20 protein-coding genes are annotated in these 20,451 nt (G+C 37.7%); 17 read left to right on the top strand and 3 right to left on the bottom strand.

Features of this window, described 5'->3' with window-relative positions:
• Positions 1-117: 117 nt before the first annotated feature.
• The gene (gene desA / locus LIS78_RS07520; RefSeq protein WP_116073256.1) at positions 118-1,161 is read right to left on the bottom strand and encodes a Delta(5) desaturase DesA; all 1,044 of its coding nucleotides are present in this window, start codon (positions 1,159-1,161) and stop codon (positions 118-120) included.
• A gap of 223 nt (positions 1,162-1,384) precedes the next feature.
• Here desA and LIS78_RS07525 point away from each other — a divergent pair, with 223 nt between their 5' ends.
• The 10 genes from LIS78_RS07525 (at position 1,385) to LIS78_RS07570 (ending at position 11,225) form a co-directional block, all read left to right on the top strand.
• Positions 1,385-1,780: a ribosomal maturation YjgA family protein gene (locus LIS78_RS07525; RefSeq protein ID WP_195780716.1), complete on the top strand. Its 396-nt coding sequence runs from the start codon at positions 1,385-1,387 to the stop codon at positions 1,778-1,780.
• 157 nt (positions 1,781-1,937) lie between these two features.
• On the top strand, positions 1,938-2,492 hold the full coding sequence (locus tag LIS78_RS07530) for a hypothetical protein (protein WP_252284899.1): 555 nt from the start codon (positions 1,938-1,940) through the stop codon (positions 2,490-2,492).
• 262 nt (positions 2,493-2,754) lie between these two features.
• Positions 2,755-4,257, top strand: coding sequence for a cardiolipin synthase (gene cls / locus LIS78_RS07535; RefSeq protein WP_195780714.1), 1,503 nt, complete (start codon positions 2,755-2,757; stop codon positions 4,255-4,257).
• Between the two features lie 35 nt (positions 4,258-4,292).
• Positions 4,293-5,147, top strand: a complete 855-nt coding sequence (locus LIS78_RS07540; protein WP_014460878.1) for a DUF1206 domain-containing protein — start codon at positions 4,293-4,295, stop codon at positions 5,145-5,147.
• Positions 5,148-5,231: 84 nt separating this feature from the next.
• Entirely contained in the window at positions 5,232-5,453 is a 222-nt protein-coding gene (locus LIS78_RS07545; protein ID WP_045294391.1) for a spore germination protein, read from the top strand.
• Between the two features lie 217 nt (positions 5,454-5,670).
• Positions 5,671-7,116: a glycosyl hydrolase family 18 protein gene (locus tag LIS78_RS07550; protein WP_252284900.1), complete on the top strand. Its 1,446-nt coding sequence runs from the start codon at positions 5,671-5,673 to the stop codon at positions 7,114-7,116.
• A gap of 288 nt (positions 7,117-7,404) precedes the next feature.
• Positions 7,405-8,607, top strand: a complete 1,203-nt coding sequence (locus LIS78_RS07555; protein WP_252284901.1) for a macrolide family glycosyltransferase — start codon at positions 7,405-7,407, stop codon at positions 8,605-8,607.
• Positions 8,608-8,651: 44 nt separating this feature from the next.
• Entirely contained in the window at positions 8,652-9,560 is a 909-nt protein-coding gene (galU, locus tag LIS78_RS07560; protein ID WP_252284902.1) for a UTP--glucose-1-phosphate uridylyltransferase GalU, read from the top strand.
• 103 nt (positions 9,561-9,663) lie between these two features.
• Positions 9,664-10,875 (top strand): sugar efflux transporter, encoded by a 1,212-nt coding sequence (locus LIS78_RS07565; RefSeq protein ID WP_252284903.1) that lies wholly within the window; start codon positions 9,664-9,666, stop codon positions 10,873-10,875.
• A 122-nt stretch (positions 10,876-10,997) separates the two neighbouring features.
• Positions 10,998-11,225 (top strand): hypothetical protein, encoded by a 228-nt coding sequence (locus tag LIS78_RS07570; RefSeq protein WP_252284904.1) that lies wholly within the window; start codon positions 10,998-11,000, stop codon positions 11,223-11,225.
• Here the strand turns inward: LIS78_RS07570 and LIS78_RS07575 are convergent.
• Positions 11,207-12,430 carry an MFS transporter gene (locus LIS78_RS07575; protein ID WP_252284905.1) on the bottom strand — a complete coding sequence of 408 codons (1,224 nt, stop codon included), beginning with the start codon at positions 12,428-12,430 and terminating at the stop codon, positions 11,207-11,209. The genes LIS78_RS07570 and LIS78_RS07575 overlap by 19 nt on opposite strands.
• A gap of 420 nt (positions 12,431-12,850) precedes the next feature.
• Here LIS78_RS07575 and LIS78_RS07580 point away from each other — a divergent pair, with 420 nt between their 5' ends.
• The 7 genes from LIS78_RS07580 to LIS78_RS07610 all read left to right on the top strand — a co-directional run bounded on the left by LIS78_RS07580 (position 12,851) and on the right by LIS78_RS07610 (position 19,727).
• Entirely contained in the window at positions 12,851-13,222 is a 372-nt protein-coding gene (locus LIS78_RS07580) for a thiol-disulfide oxidoreductase DCC family protein (RefSeq protein ID WP_116073234.1), read from the top strand.
• Between the two features lie 184 nt (positions 13,223-13,406).
• On the top strand, positions 13,407-14,327 hold the full coding sequence (locus LIS78_RS07585; RefSeq protein ID WP_195780708.1) for an oxidoreductase: 921 nt from the start codon (positions 13,407-13,409) through the stop codon (positions 14,325-14,327).
• 180 nt (positions 14,328-14,507) lie between these two features.
• Entirely contained in the window at positions 14,508-15,488 is a 981-nt protein-coding gene (locus tag LIS78_RS07590; RefSeq protein ID WP_252284906.1) for a DUF3231 family protein, read from the top strand.
• Between the two features lie 140 nt (positions 15,489-15,628).
• Complete coding sequence (locus LIS78_RS07595; protein ID WP_195780706.1) at positions 15,629-16,885, top strand: alkaline phosphatase; 1,257 nt, start codon at positions 15,629-15,631, stop codon at positions 16,883-16,885.
• A gap of 142 nt (positions 16,886-17,027) precedes the next feature.
• On the top strand, positions 17,028-17,768 hold the full coding sequence (locus LIS78_RS07600) for a DsbA family oxidoreductase (RefSeq protein ID WP_195780705.1): 741 nt from the start codon (positions 17,028-17,030) through the stop codon (positions 17,766-17,768).
• 199 nt (positions 17,769-17,967) lie between these two features.
• Positions 17,968-18,927, top strand: a complete 960-nt coding sequence (locus LIS78_RS07605) for a S8 family peptidase (RefSeq protein ID WP_252284907.1) — start codon at positions 17,968-17,970, stop codon at positions 18,925-18,927.
• Positions 18,924-19,727: an endonuclease I family protein gene (locus LIS78_RS07610; protein ID WP_252284908.1), complete on the top strand. Its 804-nt coding sequence runs from the start codon at positions 18,924-18,926 to the stop codon at positions 19,725-19,727. The genes LIS78_RS07605 and LIS78_RS07610 overlap by 4 nt, the downstream gene beginning before the upstream one ends.
• Before the next feature lie 49 nt (positions 19,728-19,776).
• Here LIS78_RS07610 and LIS78_RS07615 read toward each other — a convergent pair whose 3' ends face one another.
• Positions 19,777-20,238, bottom strand: a complete 462-nt coding sequence (locus tag LIS78_RS07615) for a MarR family winged helix-turn-helix transcriptional regulator (RefSeq protein WP_129707332.1) — start codon at positions 20,236-20,238, stop codon at positions 19,777-19,779.
• Positions 20,239-20,451: the final 213 nt, after the last annotated feature.

Here is a 20,451-nt window from a genome sequence, read left to right on the forward strand (position 1 = left end):
AAAGAACCTCGTTTACTTGTTAAAATACACTATTAGTTTACCACAAAGTAGAATGAAATAAGTTTAGACGGATAGATAAAACAGTCAAGCTTTTGAAAGCTTGACTGTTTTGTTTTATTAAAGTTCTGCTTTTGTTTGAGATGAAATTCTGCTTGCTTTTGGTGCAGCTGAGCGTGTTTTTATTTCTTTAAAGCTCACAAACATTTTGTTTTCTTCATCCCATAGACGGAATCGAAGAGAGCGAAGGCTTGTTGCGAGTGTAATGGTTGGTACATTTTGAAGAGGCTGTGTGTGTTGATGAACAGCTTCAAGCTTATAGTTGGGCACTCTTGGGCTTAAATGATGTACATGGTGAAACCCAATATTTCCTGTTAGCCATTGCAATAGTTTTGGAAGCTTGTAAAATGAACTTCCTTCAACGGCTGCTTTTACATAATCCCAGTGCTCATCTTCTTCAAAATAAGAGTCTTCAAACTGATGCTGTACATAAAACAGCCAAATTCCAATTGAACCTGAAATGAAGAAAATCGGTCCTTGAATTAATACAAACGCCTGCCAACCTACCAACCAGCAGGTCGCTGCTGCTAATGCAACGATCAATACATTTGTAAGATACGTATTCATTCTTTCTTTTTTCTTCGCATTTTTTCGATTGAATCGGTTTGTAATCAAAAATACATATATAGGTCCCACGCCGAACATAATGAACGGGTTGCGATAGATACGGTAAGCGATTTTTTTCCAAATAGAAGCTTCTTTATATTCTGTTACGGTTAACACCCAAATGTCACCCGTACCTCTTTTATCTAAGTTGCTGCTTGTTGCATGGTGAATTGCATGGCTATGTCCCCATTGACTGTAAGGAAACATCGTTAAGACACCGGTAATTGTTCCGAGAATTTTATTGTGTTGTCTACTCTTAAAGAAAGAGTAGTGACAACAGTCATGAAAAATAATGAATATTCTTACTAAAAATCCTGCTGCGATAACAGTTAGGGGAAATGCTAAAAAATAAGAAATTGAAAGGCTCTCATAAGCGAGAAACCATAGTGTGAAAAAAGGTAAAAAAGTATTGATCAATTGTCTTATGCTGTCTTTCATTACTGCTTTTTCAAAAGGTGCAACTTGTTTTCGTAAATTCTTTTGTTTTTGTATAGTCATATGAAATTCCTTTCATCACCGTATATTACCCTCAGTATAAAGGAATTTTTCTGACTATTTAAGACATACGTGTCATATAGAAACTATGACAGTTGTCATATATACGTAGGGGGAAGCTGTAAAAAATGAAAAAAAGCGGTATTTAACAGTCTGCGGTTCTGATAAAATTATACAGTGAAGGCTTATTGTTACGGAGCATTTAAGAAGAAAAAAGGAGTTTGAAATGAATAAAAGAAATAGATGGGTATATCTGCTTCTAGCTATTGTTATCATGGGAGCAGGCCTTTTATCAAGAAAACTTACCGCGTATCTTCCTCACATCGTAAATATATATGCGGGAGATTCGTTATGGGCCTTAATGATTTTTGTCAGCGCGGGTTTTTTGTTTCCTACATGGAAGACAAAAATGATTGGTATGTTTGCTATAGTGTTTTGTTACTTCATTGAATTTACACAGCTGTATCACGCTCCGTGGATTGATGACATAAGGAAAACTGCGCTAGGAGGGCTCATTCTGGGGTATGGCTTCTTATGGAGCGATATACTAGCCTATTCGATTGGAGTCGCGGTAGGAATGAGCTGGGAGTATTATAGATATCGATTTAAAAGATCCGCCTAGCAAATAAGGTTCCATGAATCTTAGAACTCAGCTGAGAATGGAATAAGCCGTAGGGTTATGAAGCAGGGTGTATATACATAAAAATAAACTTATGCATAAAATTTTTTATTTAAAACCTATTGTCTATTCGTTGAAAGAGAGGAAGAGAGGGGATTATTTGAATTTAATAGCCTGGATGATTATTGCATGTGAAATCACTTTTTGGATAGTCATCATTTTAGGATTAGCAACAAGGTATATGTTTAAAAAACAAAAGCTCAGTTTTTTTATTTTAACTCTAACACCTGTTGTTGATTTTTTTCTTCTGATTGTGACGAGCGTAGACCTTTACGGAGGTGCTACAGCGACCTATGCTCACGCTATTGCAGCCGTGTATATTGGAATTTCGATCGCTTTTGGAAAAAGTATGATTCAATGGGCAGACGAACGCTTTCAATATTATGTGATGAAAAGCGGAGAAAAACCTCGTAGGTGCTATGGAAAAGAATATGCAAAGCATTATTTTAAGTCATGGATACAGCATCTTGTTGCTTACGCTATTGGGGCAACTCTTTTAGCGGCGATGATGTATATAGTACCAAATGGAAAAACCAACGTGTTGCAAAATGTAGTGGAATTTTGGACAGTTATTGTAGGAATTGATTTCTTATTATCTCTTTCTAATTTCGTTTGGCCTAAAAAAGAAAAAGAGTCCGGTTATACCAACTCATAAAAAGGCATCGTCATGCGTGAAAAACCAGTGAAAAAACCTCCCCGTAAGGAGGTTTTTTGTTTTACCGTCCAGGGTATAGGTATATGAATGATGCTTGTCTGAGGTAGTTCAGTTTAGTTGCTTAAGCGGCTAAACTGCTTTTTGTGCAAATATATGTACATTTTATGTGGCATGCATGATAAGAATTCTGTGTATTCCATATACTACCTCATATGAAAGATAGACAAGTGATACAATACAGTTTGTTTTTAGGAGAGCTTTTATGAAAAAACGCCGGTTGGACTTTATTTTTTTATTTATTATTTTACTTTCAATTTATGCTTTCTTTTTTACCTCTATTGATGTTCATTGGAAGTATGCCTTAGTTGGATTATATGGTGTCATCATTTTTATTTGTATGTATTCACTTATGCTTGAAAATCGAACGCCTGAAAGTACGTTGGTTTGGATGTATGTCCTCTTTTTCTTCCCTGTTGCAGGTTTTTTCTTTTATTTGTATTCAGGACAGCTCTATTTAAAGGGGCATATGTTCAAAAAAAAGCGTATGCATAACCGAGAGATGCTTAGAAAGATGGCAGATAAAGAAACGACGCCTGATCTATCGCCGCTTCAATCTCATCAGCGTTACTTTGCTCAGTATCTTCAATGTGTATCTTTGACGAAGATGAATGTTCATACAAAAACCTACGTCCTTAAGAACGGGCAAGAAACGTTTAATGAAATCAAAAAGCATTTGCAATCAGCAAAACATTTTATTCATATGGAATACTATATGTTTCACTCAGATTCTCTAGGAAAAGAAATCATTGATATTTTAATAAAAAAAGCAAGCGAAGGTATAGAAGTGCGCTTTACATTCGATACAATGGGAAGTTTTACACTATCGGGTTCAGATATTAAACGAATGAAGAAAGCGAATATTAAAGTGCATCCTTTCTTACCTATTAAGTATGGATTTTTCAATCAAAAATTTAACTTTCGAAACCACCGTAAAATAGTCGTAATTGACGGGGAAGTAGGTTTTGTAGGGGGATTGAATGTTGGGGATGAGTATCTAGGAAAAAACAAAAAAATTGGTTTTTGGAGAGATACTCATCTGATGCTAAAAGGAGAATCCGTTCAAACCTTGCATTCGATCTTTATGTTCGATTGGGAATACGTTTCTGGAGAATGCTTAATTAACAATGAAGCATATACAAAGCCTCATCCTGTCGAAGGAGAAGGCTATGTGCAAGTGGTGGCAACAGGGCCGGATACGCAGGAAAATATGAGTGATTATTACTATACTATGATTACAAGCGCGACGAAATCAATCTGGATTTCAACCCCTTATTTTGTTCCAAATGAAGCCATAAGAACCGCCCTTCGTATTGCGGCTAGAAAAGGTGTAGAGGTACGAATTATGGTACCAGAAATTAATGATGGCTTTCTGACTCAATATGGAACGAGGTCATATTTTGCTGAACTTCTTCGATGTGGAATTGAAGTATATTCGTATAGAAAAGGGTTTTTGCATCAAAAAATTGTGATTATAGACGGAGATATGGCTTCGGTCGGTACTGCAAATATGGATATGAGAAGTTTTCATCTGAACTTTGAAGTTAATGCATTTTTAATTGAGGGAGAGACGATTCAAACGCTCATCAAAAATTACGAAGAAGATATTGAAGACAGTCATTTGATCAAACCAGTAGCATTTTACAAGCGAAGCTTAGTAGAACGTTCGAAAGAGTCATTTGCGCGCTTATTTTCAGGTGTTTTATAAAATAAAGTTTGTTTTCAAAAAGCAGGAGGAAACGTATGGGTGAATCTCCATTTGTTAAAAAAGATACGTTTGGTCGAAAGTTACATCGTTTAAAAGAACGTACTAAGCCATTTGTCGTGCGTTTTTCACGGTTTGGTCATGTGGCTCAAGGTGTGGTCTATTTTATCATCGGTATATTAGCGATTCAGACAGCTTTCGGATTAAAAGGCGATTTAGTTACTTCTCAAGGAGCCCTACACACAATTGCAAAGCAGCCGTTTGGATTTTTAATTTTAATTGTTTTGGCAGTAGGTTTAAGTGGATATGCGTTTTGGCAAATCATTTCTGCTATTTTTGATCCTCACCACGTTGGGCATGGGGTAAAAGGCGTTTTTACTCGTTTAGGCTATTTAGTTGTAGCCACGTTTTATATTAGCCTTTGTGTGAGTTCGGTGAAAATTTTGCTTCATGCTCACGTTCATACGTCAGGTAAGCATTATCAAACGGTATCAGCCAAGTTGTTATCTTATCCCTTTGGGCAAACCATCATTGCGCTTACAGGTATCGGCGTTATTATCTTTGGGATTGGACAAGTATATTGGGCTCTTTCAGGACGCTTCCTAAAAAAACTAAAGAAAAACGAAATGTCAAAAGAAGAGTGGCGATGGAGCGGGCATATTGGAAAAGCAGGTATTATTGCTCGAAGTATCGTCTTTGGCATTATTGGTTTCTTTCTTATTCGCACGGCTCTTCAAGCGGATCCAGACGAAACGAAAGGGTTAGATGGAGCCCTTGCTGAAGTAGCACAGCGTCCTTTTGGGTCTGTACTGCTGGCTATCGTATCAATCGGGCTTATGGCATACGGAGTATATATGTTTGCAGAATCAAGGTATAAACGAATTGATCCTTAATAAAATTAAAAAGATGAAAAAGCTACTTTTTGGCCTTCTGCTCATATCATATAGCAGATAGATAACGAACAGGAGGAGAGGCAGATGCCATCGGTAGTAGGAGCCGTAAATATCTCGAATGTATTGGTTTCATCTTCAGTGGAGTTTGGTGATTGTCTGGCTATTAAGCCAAAAAGTACAGCTTTTACAACAGTCGGTTCTGGTAGCGGGAACACAGGGAATTTTATGAATATTACAAGCAGTGCCAGTACCGCTAATACAATTGATATGGATATTAAGGATCAAAATGTAGTGGGAAATGCATAAGAAACGAAAGCTTATCGTCATCGGACGGTAAGCTTTTTTATTTAAATTTTACGTATACCCAGACGTTTCTTTACCACAATGTACCTCTAGGATTCTATCTTATAGGAGTAGTAAACTAGACAGGTGATGTCAAAAAGTGGGGAGGCGAAATTATAAAATGAAGAAAATATGTATGAGCCTGATCATTCTCTGTCTTTTCAGTGGAGGATTGGCCCCGATGAGTAAAGGAGCCGCTGCTTCTTCAGTGGGCACTGTCAAAGGTGACAACGTAAACGTATATCGTTCTCCTTCCTTACATTCTTTTGTTATGCAGACAGTGAAAAAAGGAGAAGAATTTCCTGTCATTTCATCTGAAGCTGGAGATGCAGCTCAAGTTACTACTCATACGGTAGTGCCGGGAAATACACTATGGCTACTAGCTAAGCAATACGGTGTAACAGTCAGTGATCTAATAAAACAAAATCAGCTAAAAAAGACGGAGCTGATTCCAGGGCAAACGCTGAAAATACCAGCAAAAGGCTTGTTACATAAAGTAGTATCAGGAGATACGCTTTGGACAGTCTCCGTAAAGTACGGTGTAAAAGCGAATGAGTTAACAAAGTTAAATCAGCTATCATCAACAAATATTAAGCCTGGACAAATGCTTATTATTCCTGATTACTATGTACAAGTACAGCTTTTGGAAGGGAAAAAGGGCTGGATCAAAAAATCTGATTTAACGCAAAAGAAGCATCAGCCTGTAGTTATGGGTTGGAGCTTTAATGAAAAGACAGCAGGCTACACAGAATCGATGAAGCAAAAGAATTTAGATGTTGTTTCACCTCGTTGGTTTACGCTAACGTCGAATGACAAAGTTGTTTCATCTTCTATAAATGAATCATATGTTCAAACGGCTCATAAAAACGGCAAAAAAGTCTGGCCGCTTATTGGTAACAATTTTGATGATGTGCTTACAAGTGATGTGCTAAGTAACAAAGCAAAGCGGCAAAAGCTTGTATCGTCAGTAGAAAGTTCGCTAGTAAAAACAAACAGCGATGGGATCAATGTTGACTTTGAAAATATTAATATCAAAAACAAACAAGATTTTGTTTTATTTATTAAAGAATTAAAAGCAGCGTTAAAGCCTCATGGTATGACTATTTCAGTAGACGTAACAAGAGAAAATAATGATCCGTTTTGGTCGGGAAGCTTTGATAGGAAACAGATTGGTCAAGTGGCAGACTATGTCATTATGATGGGATATGAAGAACACTGGGGAGGAAGTCAGGTTCCGGGATCTGTTGCTTCGCTGCCTTGGGTGAAAGAAGGCACACAACTTCTTATGAAAGATGTACCTGCACACAAAATCCTGCTGGGAGTTCCTTTTTATACGCGAGAATGGAAAACGGACCTATCGACCAAAAAAGTTGTCACAAAAGACTTAACGATGAAAGAAGCCAAAGCTGTTATCTCTTCTAAAAAGTTAACTAAAAAATGGGATAGCCAAGCCTCACAGTACTATGTAGAATACACGGAAAATGGGACGAAGCATCAAATATGGCTCGAAGACAAAGCCTCTATGCAGCGCCGGGTTAAATTAATTAATGATTATCATTTAGGTGGAGCGGCAGCTTGGTATATTGGTTCAGAAACCTCAGATATATGGGAGTTATACAACTTTTAAATAAAGAACACACCTCTTGCTTGATTTAGCGAGGTGTGTTTTTTTATTTGCATCATAATGAAGCGCATACATCTATTTACAAACGAGATAAATTTTACAATATTTGTTTTTCTTGAGTTAATTTATAACTATATTCCAAAATGAGCCTATTTAACCTTTTTTTAGTTGAAAACGCTTAATGACTTTACGATAAAGATAATTTATAGTAAATTCAGTTTCTATACAATAAATTTACTATATGAATAATTAAATGATTTAATTATTAACTAAGTGAAAGGAATGAATGTTATGGGAAATGCATTAGTAATAGGCTTTCCAGGTGAAGGACATGTGAACCCTTCTTTGGGAATTGTAAAAGAATTGATGGCTCAAGGGGAAAAGGTCGTCTATTACGGCATTGAAGACTATGCTGAAAAAATTCGAAAATCAGGCGCAGAATTTCGTGAATATGAAGATTTTCGCCCAAGTCTTGATATGAGCAACCGGATGACCAAAGAAGAGTCTTATGACCGCTATGAAATAATGAATTTGTTTTTAAATGAATCTGAAAATATTATTACTAAAATTATGAGTGAAACGAAACATGAAACATATGATTATGTACTTTATGATTATCACCTTTTAGCAGGTTCCGCTGTGGCCGACCTTCTTCAGCTTCCGAAGGTTTCTCTTTGTACGACATTTGCGTTAAATAAGGAGTTAGCAACTTGTATGATGCCAAGTGGTCAAACAGAACCTGACCAATCTTCCTTTTATCCTCAATTCGAAAAATCATTAAATAAGTTCAACAACCAATATAATACTGAGTTAAAAGATTCCATGGACATTATGTCGAATCCAGGGGATATTACGTTAGTATTTACGTCAGAATTCTTTCAGCCAAACGTATCTGAATTTACGAGTGAGTACAAGTTTATTGGTCCTTCAATTGTTAAACGACTAGATATTGAAGATCCTTCTTACTTACAGAATGAAAATGAAAAAATTATTTTTGTTTCTATGGGAACTATTTTTAATCAGCAGCTAGAAATCTATAACTTATGTGTAGAAGCATTAAAAGATTTTGAGGGTAAAGTTATTTTATCTATTGGTAAAAATACAAAACCTGAAGAATTAGCACACATTCCAGAAAACTTCGTTGTGAAACAATACGTACCGCAGCTAGAAATTTTAAAACGTGCGGATTTATTTATTACTCACGGCGGAATGAACAGCAGCAGTGAAGGCTTATACTACGATACGCCGCTTGTCGTTATTCCAATGGCAGTGGATCAATTTATGGTTGGCGATCGCGTGCAGGAGTTAGGAGCAGGTGTAAAATTAGATAAAAATAATGTATCTGCTGAGCTAATCAAAAATACAGTTAACGGCGTTTTAACTACTCACACATATAAACAGCATGCACAACGAATTGGAGAATCACTTCGTTCAGCGGGAGGATACAAGCAAGGAGTGAAAGAAATTTTCAAGATGGTGCCTGTTAAAGCGTAATAGATGTAAGACAGCTAGATAACTAAAAGAGAGGAGTAAATAATATGCAGACTATAAAAAAAGCAGTTATACCAGCAGCAGGGTTAGGTACTCGTTTTTTACCCGTTACAAAATCTATCCCAAAAGAAATGCTTCCAATTGTAAATAAGCCTGTTATTCAATTTATAGTAGAAGAAGCTTTAAAATCAGGAATCGAAGATATTTTAATTGTAACAGGGAATGGAAAACAAGCGATTGAAAATCACTTTGATCATAATATTCAATTAGAGCACTTGCTTCATCAAAAGGGAAAGACCGAACTACTAGAAGAAATGGAGCATATCTCTGAACTAGCGAATATTCATTATGTTCGTCAAAAAGAAATGAAGGGCCTTGGCCATGCGATTGGCTGTGCTCGACAGTTTATTGGAAACGAACCGTTTGCAGTTTTGCTTGGAGATGACTTAACAGACCCAGACCAGCCTTGTTTAAAACAGCTGATTGACCAGTATAACCAAACGGGATCGTCGGTTATCGGCGTACAGCGCGTAGAGGAAGAATCCGTTCACCGTTACGGGATTATAGATCCAAAAGTAAATAAAAACCGGTTATACAAAGTGAATGGTTTTGTAGAAAAACCTTCAGTCGAAGAAGCTCCGTCTAATTTAGGAATTATTGGACGCTATGTATTTACACCTGACATTTTTGATTATCTTGAAACGCAGGAAGCTGGAAAAGGTGGGGAAATTCAGCTGACGGATGCTATTCAGCGTATGAATATAGACCGTTCTATTTATGCTTACGAATTCGAAGGCGAACGTTATGATGCAGGGGAAAAATTAGATTTTATTTTTACGACCCTTGCTTTTGCGTTAAAAGACGAAGAATTAAAAGCACCTCTTTTAACTAAATTCAAAGAGCTGATCAACAAGGAAGAACAAAAAGAAAAAATTACTGTACAAATTGGAAAATAACCTTCATTTACACACCTTTCTTCTACAGTTTCTTGAAGAAAGGTGCATTTTTTTGCGGAAATTGAACGTTTGACAGCTGGATAGAAAGGATTGAAATGAGTTTATGTCGAAAGCAGAAAATTCGTTTGTATCAGGCATAAAGATTGTATTTACAGACCGGGATTTTCGAACGATTTTTATTTCATTATTCATTATCGGATTGTCTGTTGGCGGCTTTATGCCTTATTTAACGGTTTGGGCAACAAATACATTGCATGCCACTTCTTTTCAAGCAGGGTTTTTATTTGTGCCAATGAGCATTATTGGTTTAATCGTATCGTTTTATTTAGCTTCGTTATCAGACAAATGGGGGAAACGAAAGCCATTTATTATTTGGGCGTTACTGATTGGAACCATTTCAAGAGTGCCGTTAGCGTTTACGCATTCTTATACAATAGCACTCATTTTACTTGCTATAGGAGGGTTTAATGCGTTTTCTTTTTTCTTTGCCCTGCTGAATGATTTTATTGTTAAAAAGGAAGAAAGCAACTCGCAGGCAGGTACGATTACTGGTACAGTACGAATGGCTTTTTCACAAGGCTATATTTTTGGACCTATGCTTGGCGCTTTAATCATTGACCACGGAGGGTATACTCTTTTATTTTTACTATCAGGGTTGTTATCGCTAGCAACTTTAGTGTGGGTTCTTTTTGCGCTTAAAGAAGACAGTATGCCTCAAACTTCAGCTCATGCATCTTCAAAAGCCCCAGCTGGTATACCTTCTGTATTAATAGCTGTATTCGTAGCAGCTCTTTTCATTTTTGCGGGTGATTCCGGGCGTTCTATGTATTTGCCGCTCTACATAACGGATACGTTAAAGCAATCCGTTTCGATTGTAGGGATTCTCTTTACCGTTACATCTGTTTTTGAGCTAGTATTTATGCCGTTAGGGGGCTATTTTTCTGATAAGATCGGAGTTAAACGATTCTTTATCATTGGAATTGCTTGCCAAGTGCTTTATTTTATTTTAACGAGCCTTCATTTAACGCTTAGTGGATTAATTGCGCTTCAGGTATTTTATGCCTTTATTCTATCCGCTACGATGGGAGTTGGAATGGTGTATGCTCAGTCACTGGCCCCGCGTCAAATTGGACTAGCCACAACGGCATATATGACAGCTATGCAAACTTCGGCAGTTGTCAGCAGCTTAGCTATGGGTTCGCTAGTTAGCGTGATTCCGTTGCCTTCTACTTTTTACATTTTAGCTGTTTTTGCGGTTATTTCAGGTGTGATGTTTCTATTTATGAAGCAAAAATCAGCTGAGGAAATGAGTTGAAAAGTAAAAAAGAGGGTGAAAAAAAAGTAGTTTCATTAAAGTGAAACACGAACTATCTATCAAAAATGGATAAATAGTTCGTGTTTTTTTATAATCATGGTGAATGCAGGTGCTTTTAGCTGTTGGTTGGAGGGCAAGGCGAAGACTCCTGCGGAAACAGCGGAACAGATGAGACCCCGCAGGAGCGCAAGCGACGAGGAGGCTCATCGGCCGCCCGCGGAAAGCGAAGCCTTGCACGGAAAGCAACAGCGGTCGAGCAAGCAGTCCAGATCATGTATCCAGATTATTCGTCTTTGGGTTGGATTCATTTTGGTATGTCCAGCCTCTTTTTTTATGATGCTGTTTCTTGAATTTGTTCGCTGCGATTTTTATTTAAAATTTTGCGGTAGCGGTAATTAACAAAGGCTGCCGCCGCCATACCTACTACTGAAAGCATCGCATCAAAGATAAAGATAATTGAAATATGTCCCGTTTTAGACATGAGCCCTGTTGCTAAAGGTAGTAAAATAGCAGCTAATCCAGCAGCCGTCGCTACAATTCCAGTAACCGTTCCTTTTTTATTCCAGAAAAGTTCGGTCATAACAGTAATCGCTAATTGAAAGACCCCAGCCGTAGAAAACCCCATGAAAAAAGCAGCTGCAATTGCAATAGTAGGTACTTTAACAAACAGAAGCGTAAGTACGGCTATAAGGGTAATCACCGGGTAAACGAGAATAACCGTTACAGGACGAAGCACTTTGCTTAATAATACAGCTAATACTAAAACAGAGATTAAAGCTCCGATGCTGTAGTAGCTTAAAAGGCGGACCGAGCTGCTTTCAGCCATACCTAATACTTGTTGACCATAAGTAGGGAGCCAAATTTGAGCCACCGTAAAAAGCGCTGTAGAAGTAAATCCAATCACAATAAGAGCAATTCCTTCTTGTTTCATTTTAGGAGCAGAGATAAATTTATTCTCTCCTGTATTTTGTTGTTGAACTGTACTCTGTTCACGTTTATGATTGGGAAAAGGCAGTTTGAACATAAAGATCATATTTAGTAAATAAATAAGAGCAGGAAGAAAAAAAGCATACCCATAAAACAAATCACGATCTGCAAAAAAGGCAATCATAAACGGCAGAAGCGCTGCTCCTGCTGAAATAAATGCTTTTACAAGAACACTGGCTGAACCTGAAGATTTAGGAAAGACCTCAATCAAAGCAGGATACGTTCCAGCATCCATAGCAGAGTTTGCAATACCAGCAATAATGGCAAAGATAAAGGCTGTTTGATAATTTGGTGATAATGGAATGCCAATTAAGAAAATAGCCATCGTCAGAGACGAAACAATAATCAAAGGCTTTCGTCCGAATTTATCAGACAAGATGCCTGATAGAGAATACGAAAGCAATTTTCCAATTCCGATAGCAGAAATGATATAGCTGATTCCGGCACCGTCGGTATTTAATTGTTTTGTCAAAAATGACATATTTGATGCAAGCATGATATTTACCATGCCAAGTAGAAAGTAGTTAATATACATACCTGAAGCTGACAGCATGTACTTATTTTTCATCGTTTACACATCCCTACGTAAATAAAGCTTATATGAAATGGATAAAAGTAATCACCTGTTCCTCCTTCTTTTCTTCGTAATTTATAAACCTACTTCCATGATAAGTTTATGAAGACATTACCTTTACCTTTTATCATTGGATTTATTCAGTTCTTTTTAGTATGTGACTAAATGCGTGCATCTAGTGTGTTAAATCAATATGGAATCTATTCTAACATGTTTTTAGCGCTTTAAACCAAAAAAGTGATATTTTATAAAAAAATCCTATCTTCTTTCACGGTTTCACTAAAGAAATTCTATAAAAAATGTGCGCTGGAAAGCAGGCTGTATAAGAATTTTCTCTTAATAGTGATTATTCAAAAGGGGAAAAGGGTATTTATAAACTAAGGGAAAGGAACCAAAGAAAGAAAGGTGAAAACAATGAAGCACAAAGTATTTTTTGATGCGGAATGTCCTTTATGCTACAACGTGAAAAAAATCATTAAAGCGCTGGATTGGACGAACCAAATCCAGTGGATCCCAGTTCAATACATTGACCGAACAGAATATAGTTATTTAAAAGAAGAGGGAAGAGATTTATATGACCAAATTCATATGGTGACCAAAAAAGGTGAAGTTCTAGCAGGATTTGAAACGGTTAGACGACTTTTGGCTGTTTTACCTCTTACATGTCCAATCGGTGTACTTCTGCATTTACCATTGATGAAAAAAGCGTTTAGTCCGCTATACAAATGGATATCCACAAACAGGTACGACTGGTTTGGACGCTACGATTCGCCGCGGATCACGTAAACATATAAAAGGGACGAGCTTTGAAAAAGCTTGTTCCTTTTGTTTTGAAGACATTATACTTTATACATACCTTGATTTTTAAAAAAGAACACAAGAAGCTTTCAGATAAAAAAACGTAAAATTTAGTGTGACTGAGACGCGTAAATTCTAGAAAAACAGCTATAGGTGAAAGGGAGAACTTTATATGACAACAAAATGGACAGCTGAACGAATGCCCGATGTAACGGGAAAAACAGCCCTTATAACGGGAGGAAACAGCGGTATTGGGTTTGAAGCAGCAAGGGCTCTAGCAGCTCGCGGAGCAGAAATCATTCTTGCTGTGCGTAATGAGGAAAAAGGGAAAGAAGCTAAGAAGAGAATTAAAGCGGATAACGGAAATGCTAAAGTGACTATTATGTCATTAGATCTCAGTGACTTGAGCTCTATTCAGCATTTTGCCAATCAATTTCTTCAACAATACTCGTCTTTGGATCTTCTCATTAATAATGCAGGCGTGATGGTGCCGCCTCACAGCAAAACGAAAGACGGATTTGAACTGCAGTTTGGCTGTAATCATTTAGGGCATTTTGCACTTACGGGTTTGCTGCTGCCTTTACTAATGGCAACTCCACATTCACGAGTCGTAACGGTAAGCAGTATAGCCGCTAATTCTGGAGAAATCTATTTTGATAATCTCGACGGAGAAAAAGGCTACAGTCCAATGAAGTTCTATAGACAAAGCAAACTCGCCAACCTATTGTTTGCCAAAGAATTGCAAACCCGCTTAGAAGCAGCCGGATCAACAACAATTAGTGCCGCTGTACATCCAGGTATTTCAAATACAAACCTATTATCGCGCGGTTCAGGTAAAGAACCAAACGGCTTGTTGAAATTTTTAATCAAGCTATTTAGTCAACCTGCAGAAATGGGCGCGCTGCCTACTCTTTATGCAGCCACTGAATCAATAGAAGGCGGTACATATATTGGGCCAGACGGAAAAGATGCTAAAAAAGGATATCCTGTAAAAGATATGATGGGAGATGTTTTATTTAAACCGGACGTAGCGGAAAAACTATGGAGCGTATCTGAGGACTTAACAGGTGTTGAGTACTTGTTTCGTGCTTAAGATAAAAAACAGTTCTGTAAATGCGGGGCTGTTTTTTGTTGCCCAAAAGTTATAGGTCAGCGGGTTAAATAAAAAAAAGAATGTTGGATAGCATAATGATAAGTAAATGTACAATGAGTATGCCTCTTTTCAAAGAAGCAGACGCACTCAACAAAGCTAAAGAAGCGGAGGGAAGTAACAGTGCCTGACAAACCTAGTATTACCTCAAGCGAAATTGGGACGCTGTGGATGACATATCAGCAGAAAACGTTAATCATTTGCTTGTTGGATTATATGATTGAACATGCGGATGATGAGGATGCTAAAATAATAATGACAGACTTGCGTGAACAGCTTATTATATACATACGAAAGATAAAAACAATATTTGAAAAAGAAGGAGCCGTAGTGCCAACGGGGCTTTCATCTCAAGACGTAAACGTACAGGCTCCAAAACTATTTACTAATGGATTTGATATTATGTTTCTTCGTGTTATTAAAGAAATTAGTATGGGGATGTATACATTAAGTTTAGGTAAGGCCTACAGAGAAGATGTGGTGAAATTTTATCAAGATTTAACAAAGATTACGCAACATTGTTACGATTCCTGTACGCAGTATTTACTGAAAAAAGGGATTTTATCACGCCCACCCTATATTCCGATGCCAACCACCGTTGAGTTTGTTTCTGACAGAAAATATCTGAGCGGCTTAAATGTATTTGCGGATAAAAGAGTATTGAATACGATGGAGCTAGCTCAGCTTTATCACGGGGTCGAAACAAACATTGTGGGAATGAAGTTAATGAAGGCTTTTTCTCAAACGGCTAAAGATACCGAAGTCAAAAAGCATTTTTTGAAAGGAAAAGAGCTCAGTAAAAAGATTATTACGCGTCTAGAAGAAATAATTATACAAGACGATATTTCACCTTCTGTTGCCTCAACAGGAAGCATAACGACTTCTGAAACGCCTGCTTTTTCTGATCGTTTGATGCTGACATGCGATATTTTACTAAGTAATTTTAGTATTGGAAGTCAGGCATTTGGAGCAGCATTTAGTTTTCGAAGAGATATTGTGGCTAAAATGATGCTGATAGGAGAAGATGCGTTTCAATATGCAAGCGAAGCAACAGAAATTATGATCAAAAAAGGCTGGCTTGAAGTTCCGCCAAGCATTAATTAGCTAAGAGGAAAGCCTCTTTCATGCATTGTAAATGGAAGTTTATATATCTTTACACACCTTTAACCTTTTATTTAAGTTGATTTAACAGACTGCGTGTACAGTTAAGTTATGTCAATAATAAACAGTAAAGGGTGTAAAAAATGAAAAAACGTGCAATTGGAGCGGCAGTATTATCAGCGGTAGCTGTAGCAGCGCTGACATTTGGAACAAATTCACCACCAGATGCTAAAGCAGCTAAAGGCGTAAATAACCAAAAAGCTAAAAATGTTATTCTTTTTGTTGGAGACGGTATGGGTACCGATCATCGTGATGCGATCCGACTGGCCGCTGTAGGAGCAAATGGAAAGTTAGCAATGGATGATATGCCGGCAGTAGGGAGAGTCCATACATCTTCAGGAAATTCATTTGTTACGGATTCCGCTGCAGCTGCTACAGCCATGGCTTCAGGAGTTAAAAGCTATAATGGCGCTATTGGCGTAAATATGAAAGGAAAGCCTGTTCAAACAGTTTTAGAAAAAGCAAAATTAGCTGGGAAAACGACGGGGCTTGTGACAACAAGTCAAGTAACAGACGCAACTCCAGCTGCTTTTGGCGCACATGTTAAAGATCGAAGTGCTCAAAGTGACATCGCGAAGCAGTATCTTGAAAACAGTAAAGTAGATGTGATCCTAGGTGGTGGAGAAGATTATTGGTACCCAAAAGGAAATGAAGGTGCACATCCAGATGCCCCGCCAGAAGATAAAACTGAAGGAAGCAAAGGAACGCAAGGAAACTTAGTAAACAAAGCACAAAAACTTGGGTATACGTACGTTAATAACGAAAATGAATTAAAATATGCTAAAGGAACAAAACTGCTTGGTCTGTTTGCTAATGAAGAAATGTTTCAACAAGCTCCTGAAGGACAAGGTGATGTGTACAACCCTCAAGTATCTCTAAAAGACATGACAAAAAAAGCAATCAATACGCTATCACAAAATAAAAAAGGATTCTTTCTTGTAGTAGAAGAGGAAGCCATTGATGAAATGGCTCATAATAATAATGCTGAACTCATGATTAAAGCAGGTAAGCAGCTTGATGATACGGTGAAGATGGCTAAAGCTTATGCTAAAACACACCCAGACACTCTCGTATTAGTAACAGCTGACCATGCAACCGGAGGTTTAGCACTTGAAAAAGTAGACAATAAAGATAACGGTGGAGATGAAGCATCAAAAGAAGACGGGCCATTTGCAATCGCTCATTCAAAAGAGCAGTTCGTTGCGGATTGGACAACTGAAGAGCATACGTCATCAGACGTTCCTTTAAATGCAATGGGTGCCGGCTCAGAAAGATTTACCGGAGTATATGAAAATACGTATTTACATGATGCTCTTCTAAAAGCAATGAATTTAAAATAAGTGAGATAAAAACACCGTGTTGATTTAATACACTTAGTATGTAAATCAACACGGTGTTTTTGCTTTGTTTGAGCAAGTTATGATGGAATTTCTTCAAAGGTATGCTACGATAAGAATTATCTTGAATTGAAGAGGTGTCACGATGAAAATAGAAGTTTGGTCAGATTTTGTCTGTCCTTTTTGTTATATTGGAAAGCGCCGATTAGAGCAAGCGCTTCAGCAATTTGCACACAAAGATGATGTGCAGGTTGAATTTAAAAGCTTCGAGCTAGATCCAAATGCCCCAGTTAATACTGGTAAAACGATTAATGAAGCTCTTGCTGCTAAATATGGAATGACGATTGAACAAGCGAAGCAAGCAAATGAAGGAATCGGACAGCAGGCAGCTAGTGTGGGCTTATCCTTTAATTTTGACGATATGAAGCCAACTAATACATTTGATGCTCACCGCTTAGCTAAATTTGCAAAAGCTCAAGGAAAAGAAGCAGCCATTACAGAAAAACTTCTATATGCATACTTTACTGAATCAAAACATCTAGGTGAAGAAGAGACGCTGATTGCCCTTGCTGAAGATGCGGGTCTTGATCGAGAAGAAGCACGTCAAATTCTCGCGGATAAAAACGCATATGCAAATGAAGTGCGCAGTGATGAAGCAGCGGCTCAGCAATATGGCATTAGCGGTGTTCCGTATTTTGTTATCAATCAAAAATATGCGATTTCAGGCGCACAGCCAGCTGAAACATTCGTAGGAGCTCTCCAACAAGTGTGGGAAGAAGAAAATCCGACTCCCGCTTTGAAGAGCCTGTCTCCAGAAGGTGCAGATGATGCCTTTTGTGCAGATGGTCAATGTGCCGTTCCTGATTCCTCTAAAAACCAACAATAAATAAAAAGCAGAGGCGGAAATTTCGCTTCTGTTTTTTGTTTATTTGCAAAAAATTTAACAAAAAGCAAACAAGTGTTCGTTTTTTGTGTTATAATAAGTTTAGAAGCAACATACCTCGATGAGTAAGCTCCAAAAATAAGCGATTAAAAGTGATCCCACCATGAACTAGCTTCCATTTAATCCTGCAGGGGGAATCTGAATGAAGAACAAAGTGCGCATTATCCCATTTCAAGTAGTTGAACAATTGAATCAATTTAATGAAGTCCCAGAAGGAGTGGCTCTAATTGGAGCAGAGGAAGTATGGAAGCAAACAACGGGGCGGGGAATAACCATAGCGGTTTTGGATACCGGCTGTGATATTACACATCCAGATTTGCAGGAACGAATTATTGGAGGAAGAAATTTTACACACGATGATCAGCAAAATCCAGATATTTTTCAAGATTATAATGGTCACGGTACTCACGTAGCAGGCACAATTGCAGCAGCGCATAATGGAACGGGTGTTGTAGGAGTGGCTCCTGAAGTGGGCTTGCTTATCCTAAAAGTACTTGATGGAAATGGTTCAGGTCAATACGAGTGGATTATTCAAGGTATTAACTACGCCATCGAGCAAAAAGTAGATATCATTTCGATGTCGCTTGGAGGTCCGGCAGATGTGCCTGGGCTACATGAAGCGATTCAAGATGCTGTTGATCAGAATATTTTAGTTGTCTGCGCAGCGGGAAATGAAGGAGATGGAGAAGGCTCCACAGATGAGTTTGCGTACCCAGGCTCATATAATGAAGTGATTAGCGTAGGAGCTGTTGATTTAGAGAAACGATCTTCGGTATTTTCCAACTCAAACAACGAAGTAGATGTAGTGGCTCCGGGAGAGAAGATCGTATCAACTTACTTGAATGGAAAGTATGCCGCACTGAGCGGAACCTCTATGGCAACACCTCACGTAGCAGGGGCCTTAGCATTGATAAAAGTTCTTTCAAATGAAACGTTTGGAAGAGAACTTACAGAACCAGAGCTTTATGCACAGTTAATCAGAAGAACACTTCCATTAAATGAATCACCAAGAGAAGTAGGAAACGGATTTGTGCACTTGACTGTTGTTGAAAAGCTGTTGCGTGAAATTCAACGTCAAATGACTTCAGAGGTGATCGGATGAGAAGCAGTTTAGATATGGTAATGATGGAAAAGCAGCAGGCAAAAGCTCTTTATCACGAATACGTAAACAATCGAAGTTATTATGATGAAAAGACGGATGAAGAAAATAAAAATCTTTATTATCAAGATACGCTCTTTGAAAGAGAAGCCATGCAAACTTTGTTAACGGAAACGCATCAGCATTTGCTAAGTTATTCGCCGCATAAATATGTATATCCATGGGTGGATCTACAGGAGAATGGGGAGCTGAAAAGTCTATACTCAGGGAAAGGTATGGATCCGTTAGAAACTATACAGCAAGATATTGATCAGCTTCAGTCCCTTAGTAACTCATCTCTTTCAAGCAATGATATACTGCTAAACTGTGAGCACGTTGTCCCACAATCTTGGTTTGGAAAACAAGAGCCTATGAGAGGCGATTTGCATCATTTATTTGCGTGTGAACCTTCTTGTAACAGTCGAAGAGGTAATTCTTCTTATATTGACTTCCCGGATTATACGCCGGAAGTAAAGCAATCAGATGTGAAAGAAGGGTGCGGCAAAGCAGAAAAAGGTAAGTTTGAACCCGAATATGGAAAAGGAATTGTGGCTCGATCAACTCTTTATTTTTTAATTCGCTATCATAATAAAATTGACTCTTCGCGAGTAGATCTTCCTCTTTTACTAAAATGGCATGAAGAATTTACTGTTTCACTTTATGAAAAACATCGCAATGCAGCAATCTTTGAGTTGCAAGGCAACCGAAATCCTTTTATCGATTTTCCTGATAAAGCAGGTGCGTTAATGAGTTCTGCTTTCTAAAATAGCAAAGAGCTCCGCTTCAATTCGAAGCGGAGCTCTTTTGGATAATCTAATATGAAAATCCATATTTATCACTTAAAAGGGCATCCATTTTATTTAATAAGCGAAAATATTCTTCTTGTTCTTCTACAGTTAGAGCTGCTAGCATATCTTTTAAAAATCCATTTCGCTTCTCTGTAATCATTGAAACAAGTTTCTTTGATTCATCGGTCAATGAAACCCACACGACTCTCCGGTCTTTTTCGTCTCGCACGCGCTGAATGAGAGATTCTTCTTCCAATTGGTTTAATAAGCTAGTTGTAGCGCCCGAGGTTAAGTGAAGTTTATTTGAAATATCTGCTACCATATACTTTGTGCCGCTGGCAATGTAGTTTAAGATATAAAATTTAGTGGGTGTTAAGTGATAAGGCTGTGTTTTTAATGTTTCTTCGACTAAATGTCGCATATATTGAAAAAAAGATGTGTTAATTTGATAAAGGTGTTCAATTTTTGACTCTAAATTGTTATCCATGCTAGCTTCCATCTCCTTGTACACTACGGACATATATAAACTAACTCTAAAATAAAATGAAACAATTGTAAAGGATGGCAATGATTATCTTTAACCACCATTATTATTTTTAAATTAATATCTTTACGAAAAAATATCTTTATGATAAAGTTATTTAGGTAGTTAACCAAATAGATGATTATAAAGAAACATATCTCATAATAGATGGAGATA

Source organism: Priestia megaterium (genome assembly GCF_023824195.1).
Lineage (GTDB): Bacteria > Bacillota > Bacilli > Bacillales > Bacillaceae_H > Priestia > Priestia megaterium_D.